The organism is Ensifer adhaerens, from assembly GCF_013283195.1.
Taxonomy (GTDB): Bacteria; Pseudomonadota; Alphaproteobacteria; order Rhizobiales; family Rhizobiaceae; genus Ensifer; species Ensifer adhaerens_G.
Window position 1 is genome coordinate 2,283,378 of the sequence record NZ_JABEKT010000001.1, and the last position, 22,597, is coordinate 2,305,974.

The 22,597-nt window shown below is 62.3% G+C and carries 16 protein-coding genes; 8 read left to right on the top strand and 8 right to left on the bottom strand.

The window, feature by feature from the left end; all coding sequences use genetic code 11:
- Positions 1-63 precede the first annotated feature (63 nt).
- Positions 64-1,356, top strand: coding sequence for a hemolysin family protein (locus LPJGGPFB_RS10880; protein ID WP_173419924.1), 1,293 nt, complete (start codon positions 64-66; stop codon positions 1,354-1,356).
- Between the two features lie 341 nt (positions 1,357-1,697).
- On the opposite strand, the gene LPJGGPFB_RS10885 is transcribed toward LPJGGPFB_RS10880, so the two are convergent.
- Genes LPJGGPFB_RS10885 through LPJGGPFB_RS10905 form a run of 5 tightly spaced genes read right to left on the bottom strand, consistent with a single transcriptional unit; the run spans position 1,698 to position 7,158 of the window.
- Positions 1,698-2,909, bottom strand: coding sequence for a molybdopterin molybdotransferase MoeA (locus LPJGGPFB_RS10885; protein WP_173419925.1), 1,212 nt, complete (start codon positions 2,907-2,909; stop codon positions 1,698-1,700).
- Positions 2,910-2,915: 6 nt separating this feature from the next.
- Complete coding sequence (gene moaC / locus LPJGGPFB_RS10890; protein ID WP_173419926.1) at positions 2,916-3,404, bottom strand: cyclic pyranopterin monophosphate synthase MoaC; 489 nt, start codon at positions 3,402-3,404, stop codon at positions 2,916-2,918.
- Entirely contained in the window at positions 3,404-4,219 is an 816-nt protein-coding gene (trpC, locus tag LPJGGPFB_RS10895) for an indole-3-glycerol phosphate synthase TrpC (RefSeq protein ID WP_173419927.1), read from the bottom strand. The genes moaC and trpC overlap by 1 nt, the downstream gene beginning before the upstream one ends.
- 16 nt (positions 4,220-4,235) lie before the next feature.
- Entirely contained in the window at positions 4,236-5,249 is a 1,014-nt protein-coding gene (gene trpD, locus LPJGGPFB_RS10900) for an anthranilate phosphoribosyltransferase (RefSeq protein ID WP_173419928.1), read from the bottom strand.
- 19 nt (positions 5,250-5,268) lie between these two features.
- Positions 5,269-7,158 carry a peptidylprolyl isomerase gene (locus LPJGGPFB_RS10905; RefSeq protein WP_173419929.1) on the bottom strand — a complete coding sequence of 630 codons (1,890 nt, stop codon included), beginning with the start codon at positions 7,156-7,158 and terminating at the stop codon, positions 5,269-5,271.
- A gap of 374 nt (positions 7,159-7,532) precedes the next feature.
- On the opposite strand from LPJGGPFB_RS10905, the gene LPJGGPFB_RS10910 reads away from it, so the two are divergent.
- Complete coding sequence (locus tag LPJGGPFB_RS10910; protein WP_173419930.1) at positions 7,533-9,179, top strand: Na/Pi cotransporter family protein; 1,647 nt, start codon at positions 7,533-7,535, stop codon at positions 9,177-9,179.
- 3 nt (positions 9,180-9,182) lie between these two features.
- Here LPJGGPFB_RS10910 and LPJGGPFB_RS10915 read toward each other — a convergent pair whose 3' ends face one another.
- Complete coding sequence (locus tag LPJGGPFB_RS10915; protein WP_173419931.1) at positions 9,183-10,955, bottom strand: hypothetical protein; 1,773 nt, start codon at positions 10,953-10,955, stop codon at positions 9,183-9,185.
- A 205-nt stretch (positions 10,956-11,160) separates the two neighbouring features.
- On the opposite strand from LPJGGPFB_RS10915, the gene glmU reads away from it, so the two are divergent.
- From glmU to LPJGGPFB_RS10935, 4 genes are all read left to right on the top strand, one after another.
- On the top strand, positions 11,161-12,531 hold the full coding sequence (gene glmU, locus LPJGGPFB_RS10920) for a bifunctional UDP-N-acetylglucosamine diphosphorylase/glucosamine-1-phosphate N-acetyltransferase GlmU (protein ID WP_173419932.1): 1,371 nt from the start codon (positions 11,161-11,163) through the stop codon (positions 12,529-12,531).
- 146 nt (positions 12,532-12,677) lie between these two features.
- Entirely contained in the window at positions 12,678-14,504 is a 1,827-nt protein-coding gene (glmS, locus tag LPJGGPFB_RS10925; RefSeq protein WP_173419933.1) for a glutamine--fructose-6-phosphate transaminase (isomerizing), read from the top strand.
- Positions 14,504-15,001 (top strand): GNAT family N-acetyltransferase, encoded by a 498-nt coding sequence (locus tag LPJGGPFB_RS10930; protein WP_173421012.1) that lies wholly within the window; start codon positions 14,504-14,506, stop codon positions 14,999-15,001. The genes glmS and LPJGGPFB_RS10930 overlap by 1 nt, the downstream gene beginning before the upstream one ends.
- 18 nt (positions 15,002-15,019) lie before the next feature.
- The gene (locus LPJGGPFB_RS10935; protein ID WP_173419934.1) at positions 15,020-15,712 is read left to right on the top strand and encodes a DUF502 domain-containing protein; all 693 of its coding nucleotides are present in this window, start codon (positions 15,020-15,022) and stop codon (positions 15,710-15,712) included.
- 60 nt (positions 15,713-15,772) lie between these two features.
- On the opposite strand, the gene recG is transcribed toward LPJGGPFB_RS10935, so the two are convergent.
- Positions 15,773-17,878: an ATP-dependent DNA helicase RecG gene (recG, locus tag LPJGGPFB_RS10940; protein WP_173419935.1), complete on the bottom strand. Its 2,106-nt coding sequence runs from the start codon at positions 17,876-17,878 to the stop codon at positions 15,773-15,775.
- 117 nt (positions 17,879-17,995) lie between these two features.
- On the opposite strand from recG, the gene LPJGGPFB_RS10945 reads away from it, so the two are divergent.
- Together LPJGGPFB_RS10945 and mfd are read left to right on the top strand one after the other, a co-directional pair.
- Positions 17,996-18,301 carry an FAD assembly factor SdhE gene (locus tag LPJGGPFB_RS10945; RefSeq protein ID WP_173419936.1) on the top strand — a complete coding sequence of 102 codons (306 nt, stop codon included), beginning with the start codon at positions 17,996-17,998 and terminating at the stop codon, positions 18,299-18,301.
- 4 nt (positions 18,302-18,305) lie between these two features.
- Complete coding sequence (gene mfd / locus LPJGGPFB_RS10950; protein ID WP_173419937.1) at positions 18,306-21,815, top strand: transcription-repair coupling factor; 3,510 nt, start codon at positions 18,306-18,308, stop codon at positions 21,813-21,815.
- Between the two features lie 122 nt (positions 21,816-21,937).
- Here the strand turns inward: mfd and LPJGGPFB_RS10955 are convergent, their stop codons facing one another.
- A complete protein-coding gene (locus LPJGGPFB_RS10955; protein ID WP_173419938.1) occupies positions 21,938-22,594 on the bottom strand; it encodes a DsbA family oxidoreductase in 657 nt (218 codons plus the stop codon).
- Positions 22,595-22,597: the final 3 nt, after the last annotated feature.

Below are 22,597 nucleotides of genomic sequence, written 5' to 3' on the forward strand. Positions count from 1 at the left end.
GCCTTATTTGGTGAACGGTCGCTCTCGATTGGGCGACTTTTCGTCAACGGTGACTTGGAGACCATGTCCGAATTTTTTGTCATTTTCGTCCTGCTTTTGATCAACGCATTTTTTGCTCTCTCGGAAATGGCAATCGTCTCGGCAAGCAAGCCATTGCTTCGCCAGATGGCAAAACAGGGAAATCTCCGCGCCGAAGCGGCATTGAAGCTGGCGGAAGACCCCGGCAAGTTTCTTTCCACCGTCCAGGTGGGCATCACATTGGTTGGCACGCTCGCCGGCGCCTACGGTGGCGCGACCATCGCAGCCAAGTTCGCGCCCTTCTTCGACAGCATCGCCTGGATCAACCCCTACGGCCATCCGGTGGCCGTCGCGATCGTGGTTACGCTCATCACGTTCCTCTCCGTCGTTATCGGTGAGTTGATCCCCAAGCAGCTGGCACTGAAGAATTCGGAGGGCTTCGCGATGTTCGTCGCCCGGCCGATGACGCTTCTGTCGCGTATCGTCGCACCGATCGTCTATCTCTTCGAAACCTCGGCAGCGCTGATGATGCGCCTGCTCGGCATCCGTCCGGATGATCCGGACCATGTGACCGAAGAGGAAGTTCACGCGATCATGGCGGAAGGCGTCGAGAGCGGCGCGATCGAAAAGTCGGAGCACGAGATGCTCCGCCGTATCATCCGTCTCGGCGACCGCAACGTGAAGTCGATCATGACGCATCGTACCGAGATGAGCTTCATCGACATCAACGACAGCCTGGAGACCATTGGCGAGAAGATCCGCCAGTATGGCCACTCCCGTTATCCCGTTGTTGATGGACCAAGCGGCGACGTTATCGGTGCCGTTCTGGCGAAGGAAATCTTGAATGCGCCGACATCTGTCCCGCTCGATGTTCGCAAATATGTGCGCGAGATCCACACACTGCCGGAAACCGCGTCCTGCCTGAAGGCGCTCGATGCCTTCAAGTCGTCAAGCATCAACATGGCTATGATCGTCGACGAATACGGCAGCACCGAAGGCATCATCACCATCGCGGATATTCTCGAGGCGATTGTCGGTGTGCTGCCGTCGAACTATGACGATCTCGAGCACGCCCTGATCCGCCAGCGCGAGGATGGGACCTACCTTGTCGATGGACGAACGCCGATCGATGAAATCCATCTGACCATCGGCATCGAAGGCATCGATGCCGATGGAAACTTCGAAACGATCGCGGGCTTTCTGGTTCAGCAGCTGCGCAAGACGCCCGAAGAGGGCGATATCGCGATTGCCCATGGATATCGTTTCGAAGTGATCGATATGGATTCCCGCCGTATCGATAAGATCCTCGTCAGCCGCTGCGAGAACACCGCTGCCTGACGTCCTGATGAGGACGCGGCGCCCCTCCTGGGCGCCGCGGACCGACCACTGGCCAATGGTGCTTTGACAGACGCAATCGTCGTTCGGGAAAAGCGGATAGCTTAGAAAAAGCAAAAGGTCGGGCAATACCCGACCTTTCCCTCAAATCATCACGGCGCCTGCTAGTACATCCGTAGTCATTCGCCTTAAGCGATGATTGAATAATTGCGTTATTAAAGGGTTACTGTGTCGGGCATATGACAATGCCGCCGCAAATATTCTTTGTGTCCGATGCGCTGCAATGAATGCGATGTCCGGCGCCTCGAGTGCGCGCAACATGTCGCGCGACCGCGCATACGGGGCTATCTGAGCTGGAGGACCTGGCAGCGCGAGCCCACCGGCGCCTCTTCGGCGTTCGGCGCGCGAACGATCAGGCAATCGGACTGTGCGAACACCTTCATCATCGACGAATCCTGCCGCGGGAAGGGATGGGCCAAAAGGGAACCGTGCGCATCTTTCGAAAGCCGCGCACGCACATAGTCCTGGCGCTTGTCGTTGGCAGGCAAGGGCGAGGCGAGGCGCGCGGTGGTAAGACGGTCGCGCGCCGCCAGGCTCGCCAGCTTTCGGATCAGGGGCTCGAGAAATAGAAGCGCGCAAACGAGGCTGGAGACAGGATTGCCCGGCAGGCCGAGTACCGCCATGCCGCCGAGCTGGCCGACCATCAGGGGCTTTCCGGGCCTCATGGCAATGCGCCAAAAATCGAGCGTCATCCCGTTTGCAAGCAAGGTCGACTGCACGAGGTCATGATCGCCGACCGAGGCGCCGCCAAGGGTGACGAGTACGTCGGCTCGCGCGAGCCTTGCCTGCTCTAAGGCCGCTGAAATCGCCCGGCTGTTGTCCGGGACGATACCCAGGTCGAGGACATCGGCCCCATTGTCGCGCGCAATGGCGGCAACACCAAAGGTATTGGAGGCTATGATCTGATCGGCGCCAGGTACGCTACCGGGTGTCAGCAACTCGTCACCGGTGGCAAGGATCGCGATCAAAGGCTTCTTGAAGACCGGCAAGGTCGCATGGTTCATGCCGGCGGCAACAGTCAGCCGGCCGGCATCCAGCACGTCGCCCGCATGCAACACCGTCTCGCCGGCTGTAAAATCCTGGCCGGATAGCCTGATATGCCGCCCCTTGCCGGGTGCAAACGAGGTACGAATTCTGCTATCCGCAAGCTGCTCGGTGTCTTCCTGGATAATGACGGTATCGGCGCCCGCAGGAAGCGGCGCTCCGGTAAAAATGCGAACGGCTTGCCCGGCGTTTACTTTGCCACCGAAGCCATGGCCTGCAGCGGATTGGCCGATGACGCCGAGTTCGGCGCCGACGGTGCCGACATCGTCGTGGCGCACGGCATAACCATCCATCGCGGAATTGTCGAAGGCGGGGTGGGTCACGCGCGCAGCGACATCCTGCGCCAGGACACGACCGAGGCCGTCATGCAGGCCGATCTCTTCGATCGCCTGCCGCGGGCTGGCGCTGCCGAGGATCCTGTCAAGCGCATCTTCGACGGAAAGCAGCGACATCGTCCGTCAGTCTCCTCGACGCTGGTAATCGCCCGACCGTCCGCCGGATTTGCTCACAAGCTGGATGCCACCGATTTCCATCTCCCGGTCGGCAGCCTTCGCCATGTCGTAGATGGTCAGGCAGGCGATGCTGACGGCGGTCAGCGCCTCCATCTCGACGCCGGTCTTGCCGGTCAGCTTGGCAAGTGCCTCGACCCGCAAGCCCGGTAGGGCCGGGTCGGGCACAATGTCCACTGACACCTTGGTCAGCATCAGCGGGTGGCAGAGCGGAATGAGACTGGATGTCTGCTTGGCGGCCATGATGCCGGCCAGCCGCGCCGTGCCGATAACATCGCCCTTTTTGGCATCACCCTCCAGGATCAGCGCAAGCGTCTCGGGACGCATGCGCACGTGGCCCTCGGCAGTGGCGGTGCGGACTGTCTCGGCCTTGCCGCCGACGTCGACCATGTTCGCTTCGCCGCTGCTGTCGAGGTGTGTGAGCGTGGTCTTGCTCATCATTCCGCCGCCAGGACGCTTTCGGAGCCGGTCAGGAGTGCGCGTGTTGCTGTCTCGACATCGCTCTTGCGCATCAGGCTTTCGCCAACCAGGAATGTGGTGATGCCACTCAATTCCAGTCGCTTGCAATCGTCATGGGTAAAGATGCCGCTTTCGCCGACGAGCAGCCGATCGGACGGAACCATGGATGCCAGTTGCTCTGACACTGCGAGGTCGACGTCGAATGTTCTCAGATTGCGATTGTTGATGCCGACCAGCGGCGAGGCAAGCTTGAGCGCCCGCTCCATCTCTTCGGCGTCGTGCACTTCGATGAGGACATCCATCCCGAGAGAAAAGGCAGAATCCTCCAGGCGTCGGGCGTCGTCGTCGCTCAGCGAAGCCATGATGAGCAGAATGCAATCCGCACCCCAGGCGCGGGCTTCCAGCACCTGGTAGGTGTCGAACATGAAGTCCTTGCGCAACGCTGGAAGGGCGCAGGCTGCACGCGCAGCCTCAAGGAATGCCGAAGCCCCCTGGAAGCTCGGTCCGTCGGTCAGCACAGAAAGACAGGCTGCGCCGCCAGCCTCATACGCCTTCGCCAGGGCCGGCGGATCGAAATCAGGGCGGATCAGGCCTTTCGACGGGCTCGCCTTCTTGATTTCGGCGATCAGGCCGAATCGGCCCTCATTTTGGCGTGCGGACAATGCCGCATGGAACCCGCGCGGAGCGGACTGTTCGGCGATGCGGGCCTTCAGGTCCTCGATCGAGGTTTGCGATTTGGCCGCGGCGATCTCGTCGCGCTTATAGGCTTCGATCTTGCGCAGGATATCGGTCATGGCGCGGTTCCTTGTCTTACGCAGCGTTCGATACGCTGACCAGGCGCTGCAGCGCCGCTTTGGCGCCACCGCTTGCAAGCGATTGGCGGGCGAGCGTCATGCCTTCACCAAGATTTGTAGCCTTGCCGGCAATCATCAGCGATGCGGCCGCATTGGCAAGCGAAATGTCCCTGTAGGCGTTTTCAGCACCATCGAGCACAGCCTGGAGCGCAACGGCGTTATGCGCGCCGTCGCCGCCCTTCAAGGCGTCGAGAGTGACCGTCTGCAGGCCGAAATCGTCCGGCGTGAGGTTGAAGGTGCTGATCTTGCCATTCTCTAGAGCCGCAACCTGCGTCGTGCCGGTGGTAGTGATCTCGTCGAGACCTTCGCCATGCACGACCCAGACATTTTCGGATCCGAGGTCGCGAAGCACCTCCGCCAGTGGCTGGACCCACTGCGGCGCGTAGACGCCGACGAGCTGCCGCTTGACGCCGGCGGGATTGGAGAGCGGTCCGAGCAGGTTGAAGATCGTGCGGGTTCCGAGCTCGACGCGCGTCGGGCCGACATGACGCATGGCGGAATGATGCTGTTGGGCAAACATGAAGCCGACGCCAGCTTCGCGGATGCAGCGTGAAATCGCTTCCGGGCCGATATCGAGCTTGACGCCGAGGCAGGACAGCGCGTCGGCCGTGCCGGACTTGGAGCTCAGCGCACGATTGCCATGCTTGGCGACCGGGACGCCCGCACCCGCAACGATCAGCGAGGCCAAGGTCGAGATATTGTAGGTGCCGGCGCCGTCGCCGCCAGTGCCGACGATATCGACGGCATTGGCCGGAGCATCGACCGGCAACATGCGGGCGCGCATGGCGGCAACCGCGCCGACGATTTCATCCACGGTTTCACCACGGACGCGCAGAGCCATAAGGAAGCCGCCAATCTGCGATGGCGTCGCCGCACCCGACATGATGATCTCGAAAGCCGCTCGTGCGTCTTCGCGGTTGAGTGCCTCGCCGGCGGCGACTTTGGCGACAAACGGTTTCAGATCACTCATCGGTTGTTTTCCTTGCCGCTTATCTCTGTGCCAAAGCCGTTTCGGCAAGCGTCTGATTGATCGAAACACCGTAGGCCGACTGCAGCGTCGAGACCATCTGGTCGAGAATGTCGTCGCCGCTGGCGCGGGCCATGGCCTGGATCTGGCGGCTGTCGTCCTCGAGCGCGTCGGTCGGACCGTTGTTCTCGATCGAGGTGACACGCAACAGGATCTGACCGTCGCCACCGATACCGGCGGCGTTGGCAACGTGACCATCCGGACCGCTGAAGGCGGCAGCAACGGCGGCCGGGCTCAGGGCCGCGTCCGACGTCGACCGGGTCAATCCGGCCTTCGTTTCGACGGCAAGACCCAGTTCCGTCGCGATATCGGCGAGCGTCGCGCCCTTTTCGATGCGCTGCCTCAGCTCCGTGGCCTTGGTTGCGAGAGCCGTGCGCTGCTGTTCTGCTGTCCAGTCCGCTGCCACTTCGTCACGTGCTTCGTCGAGCGTGCGATCCCGTGCCGGAACCACTTCGTCGAGGTCGAACCAGACGTAGCCGTCACGGCCGATATTCACCGGCAGCGTCTCGTCGCCCATCTGGGCCTTGAAGACTTCCTGCAGCAGAGCGTTCGGCTCGGGCACAGCGACATCATCGCCGTTCATGTCCTTGCCGGTTGCGTCGATGCCATCAATGGTCGCAACCTTCAACTTGAGGGTCTCAGCCAGATCCTTGAGCGAGGCGCCGGAAGCACGCTCGTCCTCGATCTTGTCGTGAAGGCCGACAATTTCGCCCTGCGCGTTTGCCAGCGCAATTTCCTTGCGCAGTTCTTCCTTCACTTCATCGAAGCTGCGCACCGTTTCCGGACGGATGTTCGTCACGCGCAGGATCACGGGGCCGAAGGCGCCATCGACGACCGGCGAGGTGCCACCATTGGCGGCGATCGCAAAGGCGGCTTCGCCGATCTTGGCGTCCGGAACATTTGCAGGGGTGAACTCGCCGAGCAGAACGTCGGCCGGCGTCTTGCCTTCGGCCTTCACAAGGTCGTCGAAGGATGTGCCAGCCGCGAGTTTGGCTGCTGCAGCGTCCGCTGCCTCACGCGAGGGGAAGGCGAGCTGTTCGATCGTACGCAACGCTTCGGTGCGGAAGTTGTCCTTGCGCTTGTCGTAGTCGGCGCGGACGTCCGCATCGACGACGGTCGTCACGTCGGCAAGATCTTCGGGCGCCAGCTTCAGGTAGGTGACCTTGCGGTATTCCGGCGCACGGTAGTTCGCCTTGCGGCTGTCATACCAGGGGGCAAGAACGTCATCGCCCGGCGCCTTTACCGGGTCGATGTTGGCGTTCGACAGCAGGACGTAGTCGATCGTGCGCTTTTCGTGACGGTAGGACGCGATCGCGTCGCTCAGCACCTTCGGTGCGATATAGCCGTCGGACAGGGCATCGACGATCTGCGAGCGCACGGCAACCTGGCTGCGGTTGTTGATGTAGTCCTGCTCGCGAAGGCCGGCGTTGCGCAGAACGCTGGAGAACGTCATGCGATCGAACTGGCCGTTGACGCTGTGGAAGGCCGGATCTTCGGCGATGAGCTTGGCCAGCCGGTCTTCCGAAAGTCCGAGGTTCATGTCGCCGGCGAGCTGGTCGAGGGCTGCACCCGCGACGAGCTGGGAATAGACCTGCTGCTCGATGCCGAACGCCTTTGCCTGCTGCGGCGTCAGGCGTGTGCCGAGCTGCCGGGAAACGAGTGCGAGCTGCCGCTCGTAAGCAAGCCGGAAGTCCGGCGCCTTGACCTTGACGTCACCGACGACGACCACGGCATCCGATTGGTTCGCGATCATCGATGTCGATGCGCCCCACACCATGAATGACAGCACGAGAATGACGAGCAGGCCTTTGACGACCCAGGTCTGGGCGGCTTTTCTCAGGAATTCGAGCATGGGGGCAGAAACCTCGTTGCAGTGCGGTGGCTGTTGGCCAAACGAGTTCGTTCCTTAAAACAAACGAAACAGGAAATGAAGGGCGCAATGGCGCAAATTGCGCGCCACCCGCAGATCACGGCAATTCAAGTGATTCGTCCGGACTTCGGGCAATCGGCAGCCGGGAGGCCCGGGCGAACTCTTTGCGATGTCGATCGCTATCGATGCGACGGCGCTAATGACAAAATTGGCGTCGGATTTATTAGCCGGCAACAGAAATTTGGCCGTCATACTGAGGAATTCGCCGTCGCTGGATTGAGATCGAAAACACTTCGGAACTATGGTTGTGTGTATCAGGCGGGGCGATTCATGCGGCCTCCGTGGAAAGACATGCCATGCAATCGACAATCGTTATGGTCAATCTGTTTGGGGCGGTGGCGCTGCTGCTGTTCGGCCTTTCCCTGGTCAAGGAAGGGGTCACGCGCGCCTTCGGGGCGAAGCTGCGGGCCGGCCTTGCTCGGGGCACGAGCGGGCCGACGCGGTCGTTCCTGACGGGGCTGTTCGCCACCCTTGCCCTGCAGAGCTCGACTGCGACGGCCCTGATGACGGCGTCCTTTGTGGAAAAGGGGCTGATCCGCTCACGCATGGCACAGATCGTCCTGCTCGGCGCCAATGTCGGCACGGCTGTTACAGCATGGATCGTGGCGACGGGTATCGAATGGCTGTCGCCGATGATCATTCTGGTCGGTGTGATACTGCATCGCGTCAGCCGGTCGAACGCACGACAGGGTCTCGGTGCGGCTTTCGTCGGCATTGGCCTGATGTTGCTGTCGCTGCATCTGCTTGGCCTTGCGACCGAGCCGATGCGCGAATCGGCGGCGCTGGCCGCATTCCTCGGCATGCTCGACAGTGCCTGGCCGGTGGCCTTGATCATATCGGCGGGCCTTGCCTTTGCATCTTCCTCCAGCCTTGCGGTGGTGATGCTGGTGCTCTCGCTTTCCACCGCCGGCGTTCTCTCCGTCGGGCTGACGGTGGCGCTGGTGCTCGGTGCCAATCTCGGCGGCGCGATCCCGCCTGTCATGGCGACACTGTCTTCGGCGCCGCCGGCCCGGCGTGTGACACTTGGCAACCTGGTGGTTCGCGGCATCGGCTGCCTGATCGCACTGCCTCTGACCGGCGTCAGCGTCGAGTTTCTCCAAAGCTTGCCTTTGCCGAAGCAGAACCTGCCAGTGGACATCCATCTGGCGTTCAATCTTGCCGTCGCCGTCCTTGCCTGGCCGTTTGCCGGCCTCCTGTCGCGGCTGATGACCCGCTTCATCCCCGACAGCGAGACCGACGAAACCGGTCCGCGCTATCTCGACGAGAACGTTCTGCACACACCGGTCATGGCCCTTTCGGGCGCCACGCGCGAAGTGCTGCGTGTCGGCGACCTGATCGAGATGATGCTGATCCGCGCCCAGACGGCTTTCAACAACAACGAACTTTCCGAGATCCGCGATGTCGGCAAGTTCGAGAAGCAGGTCGATCTGCTGCAGCAGGAAGTGAAGATCTTCCTGTCACGCCTGGGTCGTGATGGCCTGAGCCCGGAAGATGGGCGACGCTCGATCGTCATCATCGACTATGCGATCAATCTTGAGCACATGGGCGACATCATCGAGAAGGGGCTGTGCGAGCAGATCGGCAAAAAGGTCAACAACGGCCTGAAATTCTCCGAGGACGGCTATCAGGAGCTCAAAAGTCTCTTCAACCTGACGATCGACAATCTGCGCGTCGCCCAGACGATTTTCGTCACCCGCAACGCCGATCTCGCCCGGCAATTGATCGAGGTGAAAGTCAATGTTCGGCATATGGAAAAGCGATCAGCCGAACGTCATATCGAGCGGTTGCGCGACGGACGGCTCGAAAGCCTGCAGACCAGTTCGCTGCATCTCGACATGCTGCGCGACTTGAAGCGCATCAACGCTCACATCGCCTCGGTCGCCTATCCGATCCTTGAGGAGAATGGGCTCCTGACAGAGAGCAGATTGCGACCGCCGGCGTGATCGTCAAGAACCGGTGGCCGCTGCTCCGGAGCTGCCGGCGTTAAGGCCGCTCCGCACGAACGCGTCGTAGCATGGCGTGAGCTTGATGCGTGTGTGGCCGGCCTCGAGGCTTGGCAGGTAAAGCGCCAGGAGCGTCCTGTTGACATTCGTCGTCGGGCAGGTCGGCACGAGGGCGATGTCGACGGCGGCGACCGCGATGCGGACGTCTTGATCCGGCTCCGGGATCGCGCGGAATGGATCTGCGCCGATGGCGACATGCTTCGGCGCGTGGCGATCCATCAGCCAGGGAAACGGATTGGCGAAGTCGATGTTGAAGATCGTGTCGAAGCGAACGCCATTGGCATCCTCATAGGCGCGCAATGCATCGATCGCATTGTCGACATTCGTCAGCCAGCCCGCTTGAAAGTCGAAGTCGCTATAGAACAGGAATGACGGCAACTCGCCTTGATCTGCCAGGGCTTTGAAGGCGCCCGGTTCGGTGATGTAGGTGTTGCGCATTCGCTCGGCTCGCGCGGCGACGATCGGGCGGACGTTGACGGCCCCCATGGTTTTCAGGTTGCGGCTTTCGATCCTGATATTGTTGGCGGCGCCGACCCAGGAGCGTGCACTCTTCTGGACGACGACAGTCATCGGTGGCAGTGCCGCAGCGATGGCGAGCAGCCAAACCGCGATCGTCAGCCGTTTGTCCTTGCCCTTCGTGGCGTAGTCGAGAGCGATCCGGAGAAGCAGCGGGTAGAGGAAGATGAAGGCCTGGCTGCCGGTGTTCTGGCTTTCGAACAGGATTCCTGCCACGACAAAGGTGCCAAGCCAGAAGAAATCCTGATCGAAAACCCTGCCGAGGGCGGCGATCGAAGGCCGTCGGTACGCATCCTCCAACAACGAGACGAAAGTAGGCCGGTCGGCAAAGAACAGGGTCAGGCAGAGAACGCTTGCCGGCACCAACAGACCGGCATTCAGGGATACGGCCTGTAGCAGGCGCGTCAGCAGGATCCCGTCATTAACGTCGAGCAACGCCAGAATGTCGCCGACATAGGCCGATACTGCGCCGATGGACAGTTCGATAACGGCAAGGATGCCAAAGAAGATCAGAGCTGCCACGACCGCTGAGCGCAGGCTGAGCCGTCCGGCGGCAAACGCCGTCAGGCATAGAATGACGCCGGCGACGGCTCCGGTGACCTTTACAAAGAAAAGCGCGATCATCGCGCCGGCTGCAACTGCGATGAGGATGCGTGGGTTGCGGACGTAGATGAGCGCTGCGGCCAACACATAGAGCAATTGGCAGACCTGGCGGTTGTAGATGCCAAACCCATCCGAACCCGGATAGGGGTAGAAGTCGCCGGTGTTGAACGGGAGTACGGAAAAGAGAAGGAACGGCAACAGTATGGCGTAGGCCAGCGTTCGTGAACGCTTCTGGAGGTCGAACGTGACAAGGCCGATCAACGGCCCGGTGACGACGAGAAGGCACCAGCTGGCCAGCAACAGGGGGTGGCCGCTCGGGAAGGCAGACTGCAAGGCGGCAAAGAGATAGTAACCCAGTGCACCAACCGGCGCGAAGAAGTCGACCGATGGGATCTGGCCGTCGCCAAGCCGGTTGGCGGCGTCGAGATAGAGATAGTGATCCCAGAACATTGGCCCTATCGGCTGCGGGATCGTGACCGTCAGAAGCAACGAGAGCAGGGCGAGCGCCAGAGCGAGTGCCGCGAGTGGCGAGCAAACGGCGGCTAGAATGCTATTGGCCGGCTTTGCCGCTGCGTCGAGATCGGTGCTGGCATGCATTGCGGCTTCTCTCCCCGGGGGAGCGATGCACGCGCATGGGTTGTCGAGGCAGGCTCCGCTTCTCCTTATGCCATCATCGGGTTTTAAGCGGGTTAACGTGACGTGATTGTGCGAGTTATGCTTCCCGCAATATGTTGCTGATAAACGAGGGTCGAATCGGGCGACCCGTTTGGCCCTTCAAGAAAAAGACCAAGGAGATCATTGGATGGAACGGAGTTGCCTGGCGATTGTACTGGCTGCGGGTGAAAGCACGCGGATGAAGTCGTCGATGTCGAAGGTGCTGCATCCGGTGGCCGGTCGGCCGATGATCGCCCATGTGGTTGCAGCGCTTTCGAGTGCCGCGATCTCCGACGTGGCTCTCGTAGTCGGTCGTGACGCCGATGCCGTTTCGAGCGCCGCCGCGATCGGTGGCGTATCGATCGCCTCGTTCCTCCAGAAGGAACGCCTCGGCACGGGACACGCGGTTCTGGCGGCGCGCGAAGCAATTTCCAAGGGATTTGACGACATCCTGGTCATCTTTGGCGATACGCCGCTGATCACGCCAGAGCCTCTGAAGGCCGCGCGCGATGGCCTAGCCGCCGGCAACGATGTCGTCGTCATCGGTTTTGAGGCTGCCGACCCTTCCGGTTATGGCCGGCTGATCGTGGAAGATGGCGCGCTGATCGCGATCCGGGAGCACAAGGATGCAACCGAGGAAGAACGCCGCATCACCTATTGCAACGGCGGGCTTATGGCGATCGATGGTCGCAAGGCGATCGATCTGCTCGACCGCATCGGCAACGATAACGTTAAGGGCGAATACTACCTGACTGACCTGGTCGAGATCGTCAGGGCGATCGGCGGTCGTGCCATCGCCGTCGAGGCGCCGGAAGAAGAGCTGACCGGCTGCAACACTCGCTCCGAACTCGCCTTTATCGAGCGGCTCTGGCAGGAGCGCCGCCGTCACGAGCTGATGCTATCAGGCGTGTCGATGATTGCGCCGGAGACCGTTTTCCTTGCCTGGGACACAGAGCTGCAACAGGACGTGCTGATCGAGCCGAACGTCGTCTTCGGCCCGGGCGTTCGGGTCGAGAGTGGCGCCATCATCCATGCGTTCTCGCATCTGGAGGGAGCGAACGTGCGCTCTGGCGCGACGGTCGGTCCCTATGCGCGGCTGCGGCCCGGCGCCGACCTTGGCGAGAAGTCGAAGGTCGGTAATTTCTGCGAAGTCAAGAAGGCGGAAATCGGGGCCGGTGCCAAGGTCAATCACCTGACCTATATCGGCGATGCCTTCGTCGGTGCCGGATCCAACATTGGTGCCGGCACGATCACCTGCAACTATGATGGTGTGAACAAGCACGAGACCCGCATCGGCGAGAATGCCTTCGTCGGCTCGAATTCCTCGCTGGTGGCGCCGGTGACGATTGGCGATGGCGCATTGGTCGCCTCCGGCAGCGTCATCACCGAGGATGTGCCGGCCGATGCCGTTGCCTTCGGCCGCGCGCGCCAGGAGATCAAGCCGGGCAGGGCGCGTGTCTTGCGCGAGCGCTACGAAGCAGTGAAGGCCGCCAAAAAGGCGGCCAAGGCTGCTGGATAGAGGCCGCGTTAAATACTGAAACCGAAAGTGAAATCGGGGCGGATTGCCTCGTCCGGCAAATGCGTTACCAAGGCAGCGCGCCGGGCGGGACTTCCGCCCTGTCGATTGGGGCGTCGAAACGGCGCGGGACGAATTCGGAGACGACTATGTGCGGAATTGTTGGCATCGTTGGGAACCAGCCGGTCTCGGAGCGGTTGGTCGATGCGTTGAAGCGCCTGGAATACCGCGGCTACGATTCGGCCGGTGTTGCGACCATCCACGCCGGTGCGCTTGAGCGGCGCCGGGCGGAGGGCAAGCTGGTCAATCTGGAGAGCCGCCTGCGCGAAGAGCCGCTGGCCGGCACGATCGGCATTGCCCACACACGCTGGGCGACGCATGGTGCACCGACCGAGCGCAACGCCCATCCGCATTTTACCGACGGCGTTGCCGTGGTCCACAACGGCATCATCGAGAATTTTTCCGAGCTGAAGGACGAACTGATCGCCAGTGGGGCGAAGTTCGAGACGCAGACCGACACCGAAGTCGTGGCGCATCTCCTGGCGAAGTTTCGTCGCGACGGCCTTGGCCGGCGCGAGGCCATGCATGCGATGCTGAAGCGTGTCACCGGCGCCTACGCGCTGGCCGTCCTCTTCCAGGACGATCCCTCGACCATCATGGCTGCCCGCAACGGCCCGCCGCTGGCGATCGGCCATGGCAAGGGCGAGATGTTCTTAGGCTCAGACGCAATCGCTCTGTCGCCCTTTACTAACGAGATCACCTATCTGGTCGATGGCGACTGGGCGGTGATCGGCGCCAATGGCGCCCATATCTTTGATCTCGCCGGCAATGCCGTCGATCGCCCGCGACAGATCTCGATGGCGGCCGCCTACATGATCGACAAGGGCAATCACCGGCACTTCATGGAAAAGGAAATCTACGAGCAGCCGGAGGTGATCTCCCATGCACTCGGCCACTACATCGACTTTGCCGAAAACCGGGTGAAGGCGCCCACGGATGCGATCGATTTTGCCGGCGTGCCGAGCCTCGCGATCTCCGCCTGCGGCACTGCCTATCTCGCTGGTCTTGTCGGCAAGTACTGGTTCGAGCGTTACGCCCGCCTGCCGGTCGAGATCGACGTTGCCTCCGAGTTCCGCTACCGCGAAATCCCACTGTCGCCGCAGTCGGCAGCCTTGTTCATCTCGCAATCGGGCGAAACCGCTGACACGCTGGCGTCGCTTCGCTACTGCAAGGATCACGGACTGAAGATCGGTGCGGTCGTCAACACGCGCGAATCGACGATCGCGCGCGAATCCGATGCCGTGTTTCCGATTCTTGCCGGGCCCGAGATCGGGGTCGCCTCGACCAAAGCGTTCACCTGCCAGCTGGCGGTACTGGCGGCCTTGTCGATCGGCGCCGGCCGCGCACGCGGCACGGTGTCTGCCGACGAGGAACAGGCACTCGTTCGTCATCTGACGGAGATGCCGCGCATCATGGGCCAGGTGCTGAACGCCATCCAGCCGAAGATCGAGATGCTGTCTCGCGAGCTGTCGAAGTGCCGCGACGTGCTTTACCTCGGTCGTGGCACCAGCTTCCCGCTGGCGATGGAAGGCGCGCTGAAACTCAAGGAAATCTCCTACATCCACGCCGAAGGTTATGCCGCCGGCGAGCTGAAGCACGGGCCGATCGCGTTGATCGACGAAAACATGCCCGTCATCGTCATCGCGCCGCACGACCGCTTCTACGAAAAGACCGTGTCGAACATGCAGGAAGTGGCGGCCCGCGGCGGTCGCATCATCCTGATCACGGACGAGAAGGGCGCAGCCGCCTCTAAACTCGAGACGATGGCGACGATCGTGCTGCCGAATGTCGACGAGATCATCGCGCCGATGATCTTCTCGCTGCCGATCCAGCTGCTCGCCTACCATACCGCCGTGTTCATGGGCACCGATGTCGACCAGCCCCGTAACCTCGCAAAGTCGGTCACGGTCGAATGATCACCATCCGGTCGGAAAGTGCGGGCGACGAGCAGGCGATCCACGACGTGACGGCCGCCGCCTTCAAGGATCACCCGCACAGCGACCAGAGCGAGCCTTTCATCATCGAGCGCCTTCGAGAGCAGGGCGCTCTGACGCTCTCGCTTGTGGCCGAAGACGAAGGCCACATCGTCGGCCATGTCGCCTTCTCGCCAGTGACGCTCACCCCGCCGGTCGCAGGCTGGTTCGGGCTCGGTCCTGTCGCCGTTTTGCCGGACCATCAGACGAAGGGCGTTGGCAGCCGGCTGATCCGCGAGGGGCTCGCAATGCTTGCCGGCGACGGTGCGGCTGGCTGCGTGGTCATGGGCGACCCCGACTATTACCAAAAGTTCAGATTCGGACACGAATCTTCGCTTGTATTCCCGGGTTGTGCGCCGCAATATTTCATGGCGCTGGCCTTCTCCGGCGCGGTGCCTGAAGGCACGGTTGCCTATCATCCGGCGTTCGGCGCCGAGTGAGGTTTAAACGGACGAGGCATGAGCGAAAATTCGAAGAGCGGCTATATTGCGACCCGGTTGCGGAACTATTTCCTGACAGGGCTGATCATCTGCGCGCCGCTGGCAATCACTGTCTGGCTGGTCCGCACCTTCATCGAATGGGCCGATGGATGGGTGAAGCCCTATCTGCCGAATTTCTATAACCCGGACACCTATTCGCCGGTGGCCATTCCCGGTTTCGGCCTGCTGGTCGCGCTCATCGTCATCACCCTGGTCGGCTTCCTCACCGCCAATCTGGTCGGGCGCTCGATCGTTGCCTTCGGCGAATCCCTCGTCAGCCGGACGCCGCTGGTTCGCACCATCTACAAGTCGCTGAAGCAGATTTTCCAGACCGTGCTGCAGGAGCAGTCGTCGTCGTTCAAGAAGGCAGGCCTGATCGAATATCCGAGCCCCGGCCTCTGGTCGCTCGTTTTCATCGCGACCGACGTCAAGGGCGAGGTTGCCGCCAAGTTTAGCGAGCGCGGCATGGATATGGTGACGGTGTTTCTGCCGCCGACCCCGATCCCGACCGCCGGTTTCCTGCTGTTCGTACCGCGCGAGAAGATCATCCTGCTTGAGATGAGTGCCGAGGACGCGGCCAAGCTTCTGATTTCGGGCGGCCTTGTGGCGCCGGACTACAATCCGCTTGCCAATGCCCCACCGCGAAAGATCGCCCAGCAGAAGTCCGCTTGACCTGTCTGCATTTATGACTTTCCAGAAATGAGGCTGCGTCGCGCCGCTGCTGGAGATGCTTCAGCCGGCACGCAGGAAGCGGATCGCCTCGTCGCGGCGGTGCAGGTAGAGCAGGGTCCTCAGTGCCTCGCCACGCGGCGATGTCAGATCCGGATCCCGTTCAATCATGTAGGCTGCGTCCTTGCGGGCGATTTCGAGCAGGTCGCCGTGCGCCTCAAGGCTTGCTATGCGAAAGCCCGGCGTGCCGGACTGCCGCGTCCCCAGCAATTCGCCTTCGCCGCGCAGTTTCAGGTCTTCCTCGGCGATCAGAAAGCCGTCCTCGCTGTCGCGCAGGATCGATAGGCGCGCCCGGCCGGTTTCACCAAGCGGGCTCTTGTAGAGGAGAATGCAGGTCGAGGCTTCGTCACCGCGACCGACGCGGCCGCGCAACTGATGCAGTTGCGCCAGCCCGAACCGTTCGGCGTGTTCGATCACCATGATGGTGGCGTCGGGCACGTCGACGCCGACTTCGACGACGGTGGTGGCGACAAGCAGGCGGATTTCCCCATTCTTGAACGCGAGCATGACGGCGTCTTTTTCCGCCCCGTTCATGCGGCCATGTACAAGTCCGACATCCCGCCCGAAGCGCTTGGCGAGCCCTTGGTAGCGCTCGTCGGCCGACATGACGTCGATTGCTTCGGATTCTTCGACCAGGGGGCAGATCCAGTAGGCCTTCTTGCCTTCCTTGAGCGCCGCAGCCAGCCGGTCGACAATTTCATCCGTGCGTTCGGTCGGAATGGTGACCGTCTGGATCGGCTTTCGGCCGGCCGGCTTTTCGGTCAGCTTGGAAACATCCATGTCGCCGAAGGCGGCCAGTACCAGCGTGCGTGGGATCGGTGTGGCGGTCATCACCAGCATGTGTGGCGAGATGCCCTTGGCGGTCAGGCGCAGGCGCTGGTGGACGCCGAAGCGGTGCTGCTCGTCGACGACCGCAAGCGTGAGTTCCCTGTAGTTGACGGTGTCCTGGAACAGGGCATGTGTGCCGACGACGATCCGCGTCTCCCCGGAGGCAATGCGCTCGACGATCGCGTCCCGCTCCTTGCCCTTGGTGCGACCGGTCAGGACATCCATGGTGATACCGGCCGGAGCGGCCATTTTCGAAAGCGTGGCGAAATGTTGCCGCGCCAGGATTTCCGTCGGGGCCATCAAGACGGCCTGGCCGCCCGATTCGACCGCAGCCAGCATCGCCATCAGCGCGACCATGGTCTTGCCGGAACCGACGTCGCCCTGCAGCAGGCGCAGCATCCGATCGTCCCCGGCCATGTCTTTCAGAATGTCTGCAATCGCGGTCGACTGGCTCGCCGTCAGCGAAAAGGGCAGTGCAGCAATGACGGGGCCGGAGAGTTTGCCCGTCGCATGCACCGGCGTGCCGGAAACCTTGCGCAGACGCTGGCGAACAAGGGCAAGGGAGAGCTGGCCGGCCAGGAATTCGTCATAGGCAAGCCGTCGGCGCGCCGGCGCCTGCGGGTCGATGTCCGTGGCATCGCGTGGCTCGTGCAAAGCGCGGAAACTGTCGGCGGCACTTTGAAAACCCTGCTTCGAAACGAGCGCGTCGTCGATCCACTCCGGCATGTCAGGCACGCGGGCAACCGCCGCCTCGATCGACTTGCGCAGGATGCGGGCGGAGAGCCCGGCCGTCAGCCCGTAGACGGGTTCGACGAGGGGCAGGTTGTCCGCCTCGCTTGCCTTGACCATATAGTCGGGGTGAACCATCGACGGCCGGCCGTTGAACCAGTCGACCTTGCCGCTGACGATCACGGTCTCGTCGACCGGCAGCGATTTTTCCAGCCAGTTGCCTTTGACGCGGAAGAAGGTGAGCGCCAACTCACCGGTGTCGTCATGCAGGAAGATGCGGTAAGGCAAGTTCTGCTTGCCGGGTGGCGGTGGCTGATGGCGATCGACGCGCCCGGTGATCGTTACAATTACGCCTTGCGGCGCGTTGGCGATCCCCGGCTGCTGCCGCCGATCGATCAGCGAGTGCGGCGCATGGAACACAAGGTCGACGACGCGGCAGTCCTCGATGCTCTCGCGGCCGAGAAGCCGGGCATACAGCTCTCCGATCTTCGGTCCGATTCCGGGCAAAGTGTTGAGCGGCGAAAAGAGCGGGTCGAGCAGGGCAGGGCGCATGGCGATGAAATTGCGACGACAATTTGGAGTTTGGCAAGGCTGACAATCATCTATTCAGCGTTTATAGAGCCCAGTGACGACATACCGTACCTCCGCGGACGGCAGGAAGGAATCCCCATGACTGGCATTTCACGCACCAGCGCCGATCTCGATCCGCGTCGCCGCCGGATCCTGTTTCGCGCCTGGCATCGCGGCATCCGCGAAATGGACCTCGTTCTCGGACAGTTCGCTGAAGCCGAGCTTCCCGGCCTCTCCGAGGTCGAACTGGACGAGCTTGAGATCATTATGGCCGAGGAAGACAACGATCTCGTCAAGTGGATCATCGGCGAACAGCCGGTGCCCGAGCGTTACCAGACGCCGATGTTTACGCGCATCGCCGCTTACCGCCCCGATTTCGAGCGGCTCCCCGAAGAGATGAAGTAGATCGATGCTGGCTGGCCTTGACCCGAAGAAGATCGTAGCGGCAACGCGTGAAGTCACGATTGGCCCGGTTCCATCAGGCGCCGAGGCGCTGGTGCTTGCCGATCTGGCCCGGGCCGGTGCGCCGGTGGCCTACATTCTCTCGGATGGCCAGCGCATTGCCGATCTGGAGCAGGTGCTGAGCTTCGTCGCTCCCGATATTCCGGTGCTGACGCTTCCGGGCTGGGATTGCCTCCCCTACGACCGGGTCTCCCCGAGTGCCGACACGTCGGCGCGCCGGCTTGCGGCGCTGAGCGCGCTCATCGCCCACCGCAAGAAGCCGCATGCAGCCATCGTGCTGGTGACGGTCAACGCTGCCCTGCAGAAGATCTCGCCGCAGGACGTGATCGAGAGCCTTGCCTTCTCGGCCCGTCCCGGCAACCAGGTCCGCATGGACGATGTCGCGGCACGGCTGGAACGCAACGGCTTCGAGCGCGTCGCGACAGTCCGTGAAGTCGGCGAATATGCCGTGCGTGGCGGCATCCTCGACGTCTTCGTCCCCGGCAGCGGCGATCCGCTGCGGCTCGACTTCTTCGGAGACACGCTCGAGACCATCCGCTCCTTCGATCCGGCAAGCCAGCGCACGACTGGCCAGGTCCGTTCCCTCGACCTCAATCCGATGAGCGAGGTGTCGCTGACGCCGGAGACGATCAGCCACTTCCGCACGCGGTATCTGTCGCTGTTCGGTGCAACCACCCGGGATGACGCGCTCTACCAAGCCGTTTCCGAAGGGCGCCGCTATGCCGGCATGGAGCATTGGCTGCCGCTGTTCTACGATCGCCTGGAGACCGTCTTCGACTATCTCGAGGGTTTTCGCATCGTCACCGACCATCTGGCGCGCGAAGCCGCCGCGGAACGGTCGAAGCTCATTCTCGATTACTACGACGCCCGCCATACGGCGGCATCGCCTGGCAAGTCGCTGGCAACGCAGGGCACGCCCTACAAGCCCGTGCCGCCGGAATTCCTCTACCTGAACGCCGAAGGCTTTGCGGCTGCGCTCGCTGAGCGCAACGCCGTTCGCCTCACGCCCTTCAGCGAACAGGAAGGCGAGGCGCGCCAGGTCGTCACCCTCGACGCGCGCCAGAGCGTGCGCTGGGCGAAGACATCAGGCGAAGGCGAGGCCGAGGGTGATCGCGTCAACGTCTTTGACCAGGCGGTCAAATACATCGCCGAGAAGCGGTCCAAAGGCTCCAAGGTTATCGTCTCGGGCTGGAGCGAGGGCTCGCTCGACCGCCTGCTGCAGGTGCTGGTCGAGCACGGCCTCGGCAACATCCGCCAGATCAAGGCGATGGCCGACATCAAGACGCTGAAGCCGGGCGAAGCCGCATCCGCGGTTCTCAGTATCGAGGCCGGTTTCGAGACGGGCGATCTCGTCGTCATCGGCGAGCAGGACATTCTCGGCGACCGCATGGTACGCCGTTCCAAGCGGCGCAAGCGCGGCGCCGACTTCATCGCCGAGGTCGCCGGTCTCGACGAGGGTAGCTACGTCGTGCATGCCGAGCACGGCATCGGCCGCTTCGTCGGGCTGCGCACGATCGAGGCGGTCGGTGCGCCGCACGATTGCCTGGAACTGGTCTACGCCGACAATGCCAAGCTCTTCCTGCCGGTCGAGAACATCGAACTCCTGTCGCGCTACGGCTCAGAGGGGACGGATACGATCCTCGACAAGCTCGGCGGCGTCGCCTGGCAGGCCCGCAAGGCCAAGCTCAAGAAGCGCCTGCTCGATATGGCAGGTGGCCTCATCCGCATCGCGGCCGAGCGCCACACCCGCCACGCTCACGTGCTTGTCGCCCAGGACGGCACCTACGATGAATTCGTTGCGCGCTTCCCCTATGACGAGACCGAGGACCAGTTGAGCTCGATCGATGCCGTGCGCGAGGATCTCGGTAGCGGCCGGCCGATGGACCGGCTCGTCTGCGGCGACGTCGGCTTCGGCAAGACGGAGGTTGCGCTGCGGGCAGCTTTCATCGCCGCGATGAACGGCGTTCAGGTTGCCGTCGTCGTGCCAACGACGCTGCTGGCGCGGCAGCATTTCAAGACCTTCACGGAGCGCTTCCGTGGCTTGCCGATCCGTATCCAGCAGGCATCGCGCCTGGTGGGCTCCAAGGAACTGGCGCTGACCAAGAAGGAAGTCGCCGACGGCAAGACCGACGTCGTGGTCGGCACCCACGCCCTGCTCGGAACATCCGTCAACTTCGCCAATCTCGGCCTGCTCATCATCGACGAGGAACAGCACTTCGGCGTCAAGCACAAGGAGCGGCTGAAGGACCTGAAGTCGGATGTTCACGTGCTGACGCTGTCGGCAACACCGATCCCTCGGACGCTGCAACTGGCGCTGACAGGCGTGCGCGAACTGTCGCTGATCACGACACCGCCGGTCGACCGCATGGCGGTGCGCACCTTCATCTCACCGTTCGACGCGCTGGTGATCCGCGAGACCTTGATGCGCGAGCATTATCGTGGCGGCCAGAGCTTCTATGTCTGCCCGCGGCTCAGCGACCTCTCGGAGATCCATGATTTCCTGAAATCCGACGTGCCGGAACTGAAGGTCGCCGTCGCTCATGGTCAGATGCCGGCGACCGAACTCGAAGATATCATGAACGCCTTCTATGAGGGCCGCTTCGACGTGCTGCTCTCGACGACGATCGTCGAATCAGGTCTCGACGTGCCGACAGCCAATACCTTGATCGTGCATCGCGCCGACATGTTCGGCCTGGCGCAGCTCTATCAGTTGCGCGGTCGCGTCGGGCGGTCGAAGGTGCGCGCCTTCGCGCTGTTTACCTTGCCCGTCAACAAGACGCTGACCACGACGGCAGAACGGCGACTGAAGGTTCTTCAGTCGCTGGATACGCTGGGTGCCGGATTCCAGCTGGCAAGCCACGACCTCGATATCCGCGGCGCCGGCAATTTGCTCGGCGAAGAGCAGTCCGGCCATATCAAGGAAGTCGGTTTCGAGCTCTACCAGCAGATGCTCGAGGAGGCCGTTGCCGAACTCAAGGGCGAGGAAGAGGTCCACGACACCGGCTGGTCGCCGCAAATCTCCGTCGGCACGCCGGTGATGATCCCGGAACACTACGTACCGGACCTCCATCTTCGGCTTGGCCTCTACCGCCGTCTGGGCGAATTGACAGACCTCAAGGAAATTGACGGCTTCGGCGCAGAAATGATCGACCGCTTCGGTCCGCTGCCGATCGAAGTGCAGCACCTCTTGAAGATCGTCTATATCAAGTCACTCTGCCGCACAGCCAATGTCGAAAAGCTCGACGCCGGTCCGAAGGGCGTCGTCGTCCAGCTTCGCAACAAGGAATTTCCAAACCCGGCGGCGCTGGTCGGCTACATCGCCAAGCAGGGCACGTTGGCGAAGATCAGAGCGGACCACAGCATCTTCTTCCAGCGCGAGTTGGTGACGCCGGAAAAACGCCTCTCGGGGGCAGCGACGGTGATGACACAACTGGCCGGGTTGGCAAAGCAGGCCTAGCCTCCAACACAAGACCGGCTGTCGAGCGAAAGCTATCACCGCGTCGGTCCGACGCGGTGCTGGCGCTGTTGATCTGCGGGATATTTCTCGTGCTGTCGGCGTTGTTGGTCCGGATCGAGGGATCAGGCCGTGGCTTTCAGCTGGGCGATTTCGCGAAGTGCGTTGCTCAATACCTCGACCGATTGCGCCCCCATCACGGCATACTGCCCGTCGATGATGAAACAGGGGACGCCGGTTACACCCATCTCGCGCGCCATGCCGATCTCTTCCTTTACGGCATCCTTGTCGGCGTCCGAATTGAGAAGGGCGGCGATAACAGGCCGGTCGAGTCCGGCGTCTGCGGCGATATCGAGCAGCACCGCGTGATCGCCGACATTGCGGCCTTCCTCGAAGTTCGCCTTGAAGAGCAGGCTGACGACGGCCGATTGCGCCGCATCGCCATGGGTGGCGGCCCAGCGGATGAGCCGGTGCGCGTCGAGCGTATTGGGGCTGATCTTCACGGCATCGAAATCGAACGCGATGCCATCGGTATGGCCAAGCGCGCGTAGCATTTCATGCGCCTTGTCTACCGCTTCCTGACCACCAAGCTTGGCGGCAAGATGCTGCTTGTGGTCCACACCTTCCGGCGGCAGGTCCGGATTGAGCTGGTAAGGCCGCCATTGCACCGCCACCTGCAGCTCCGCGCCGACATTGGCCACGGCCTGGTCGAGCCTCGCCTTTCCGAGATAGCACCACGGGCAGACGACGTCGGAGACGATATCGATGCTGACGGTTTGCATGGT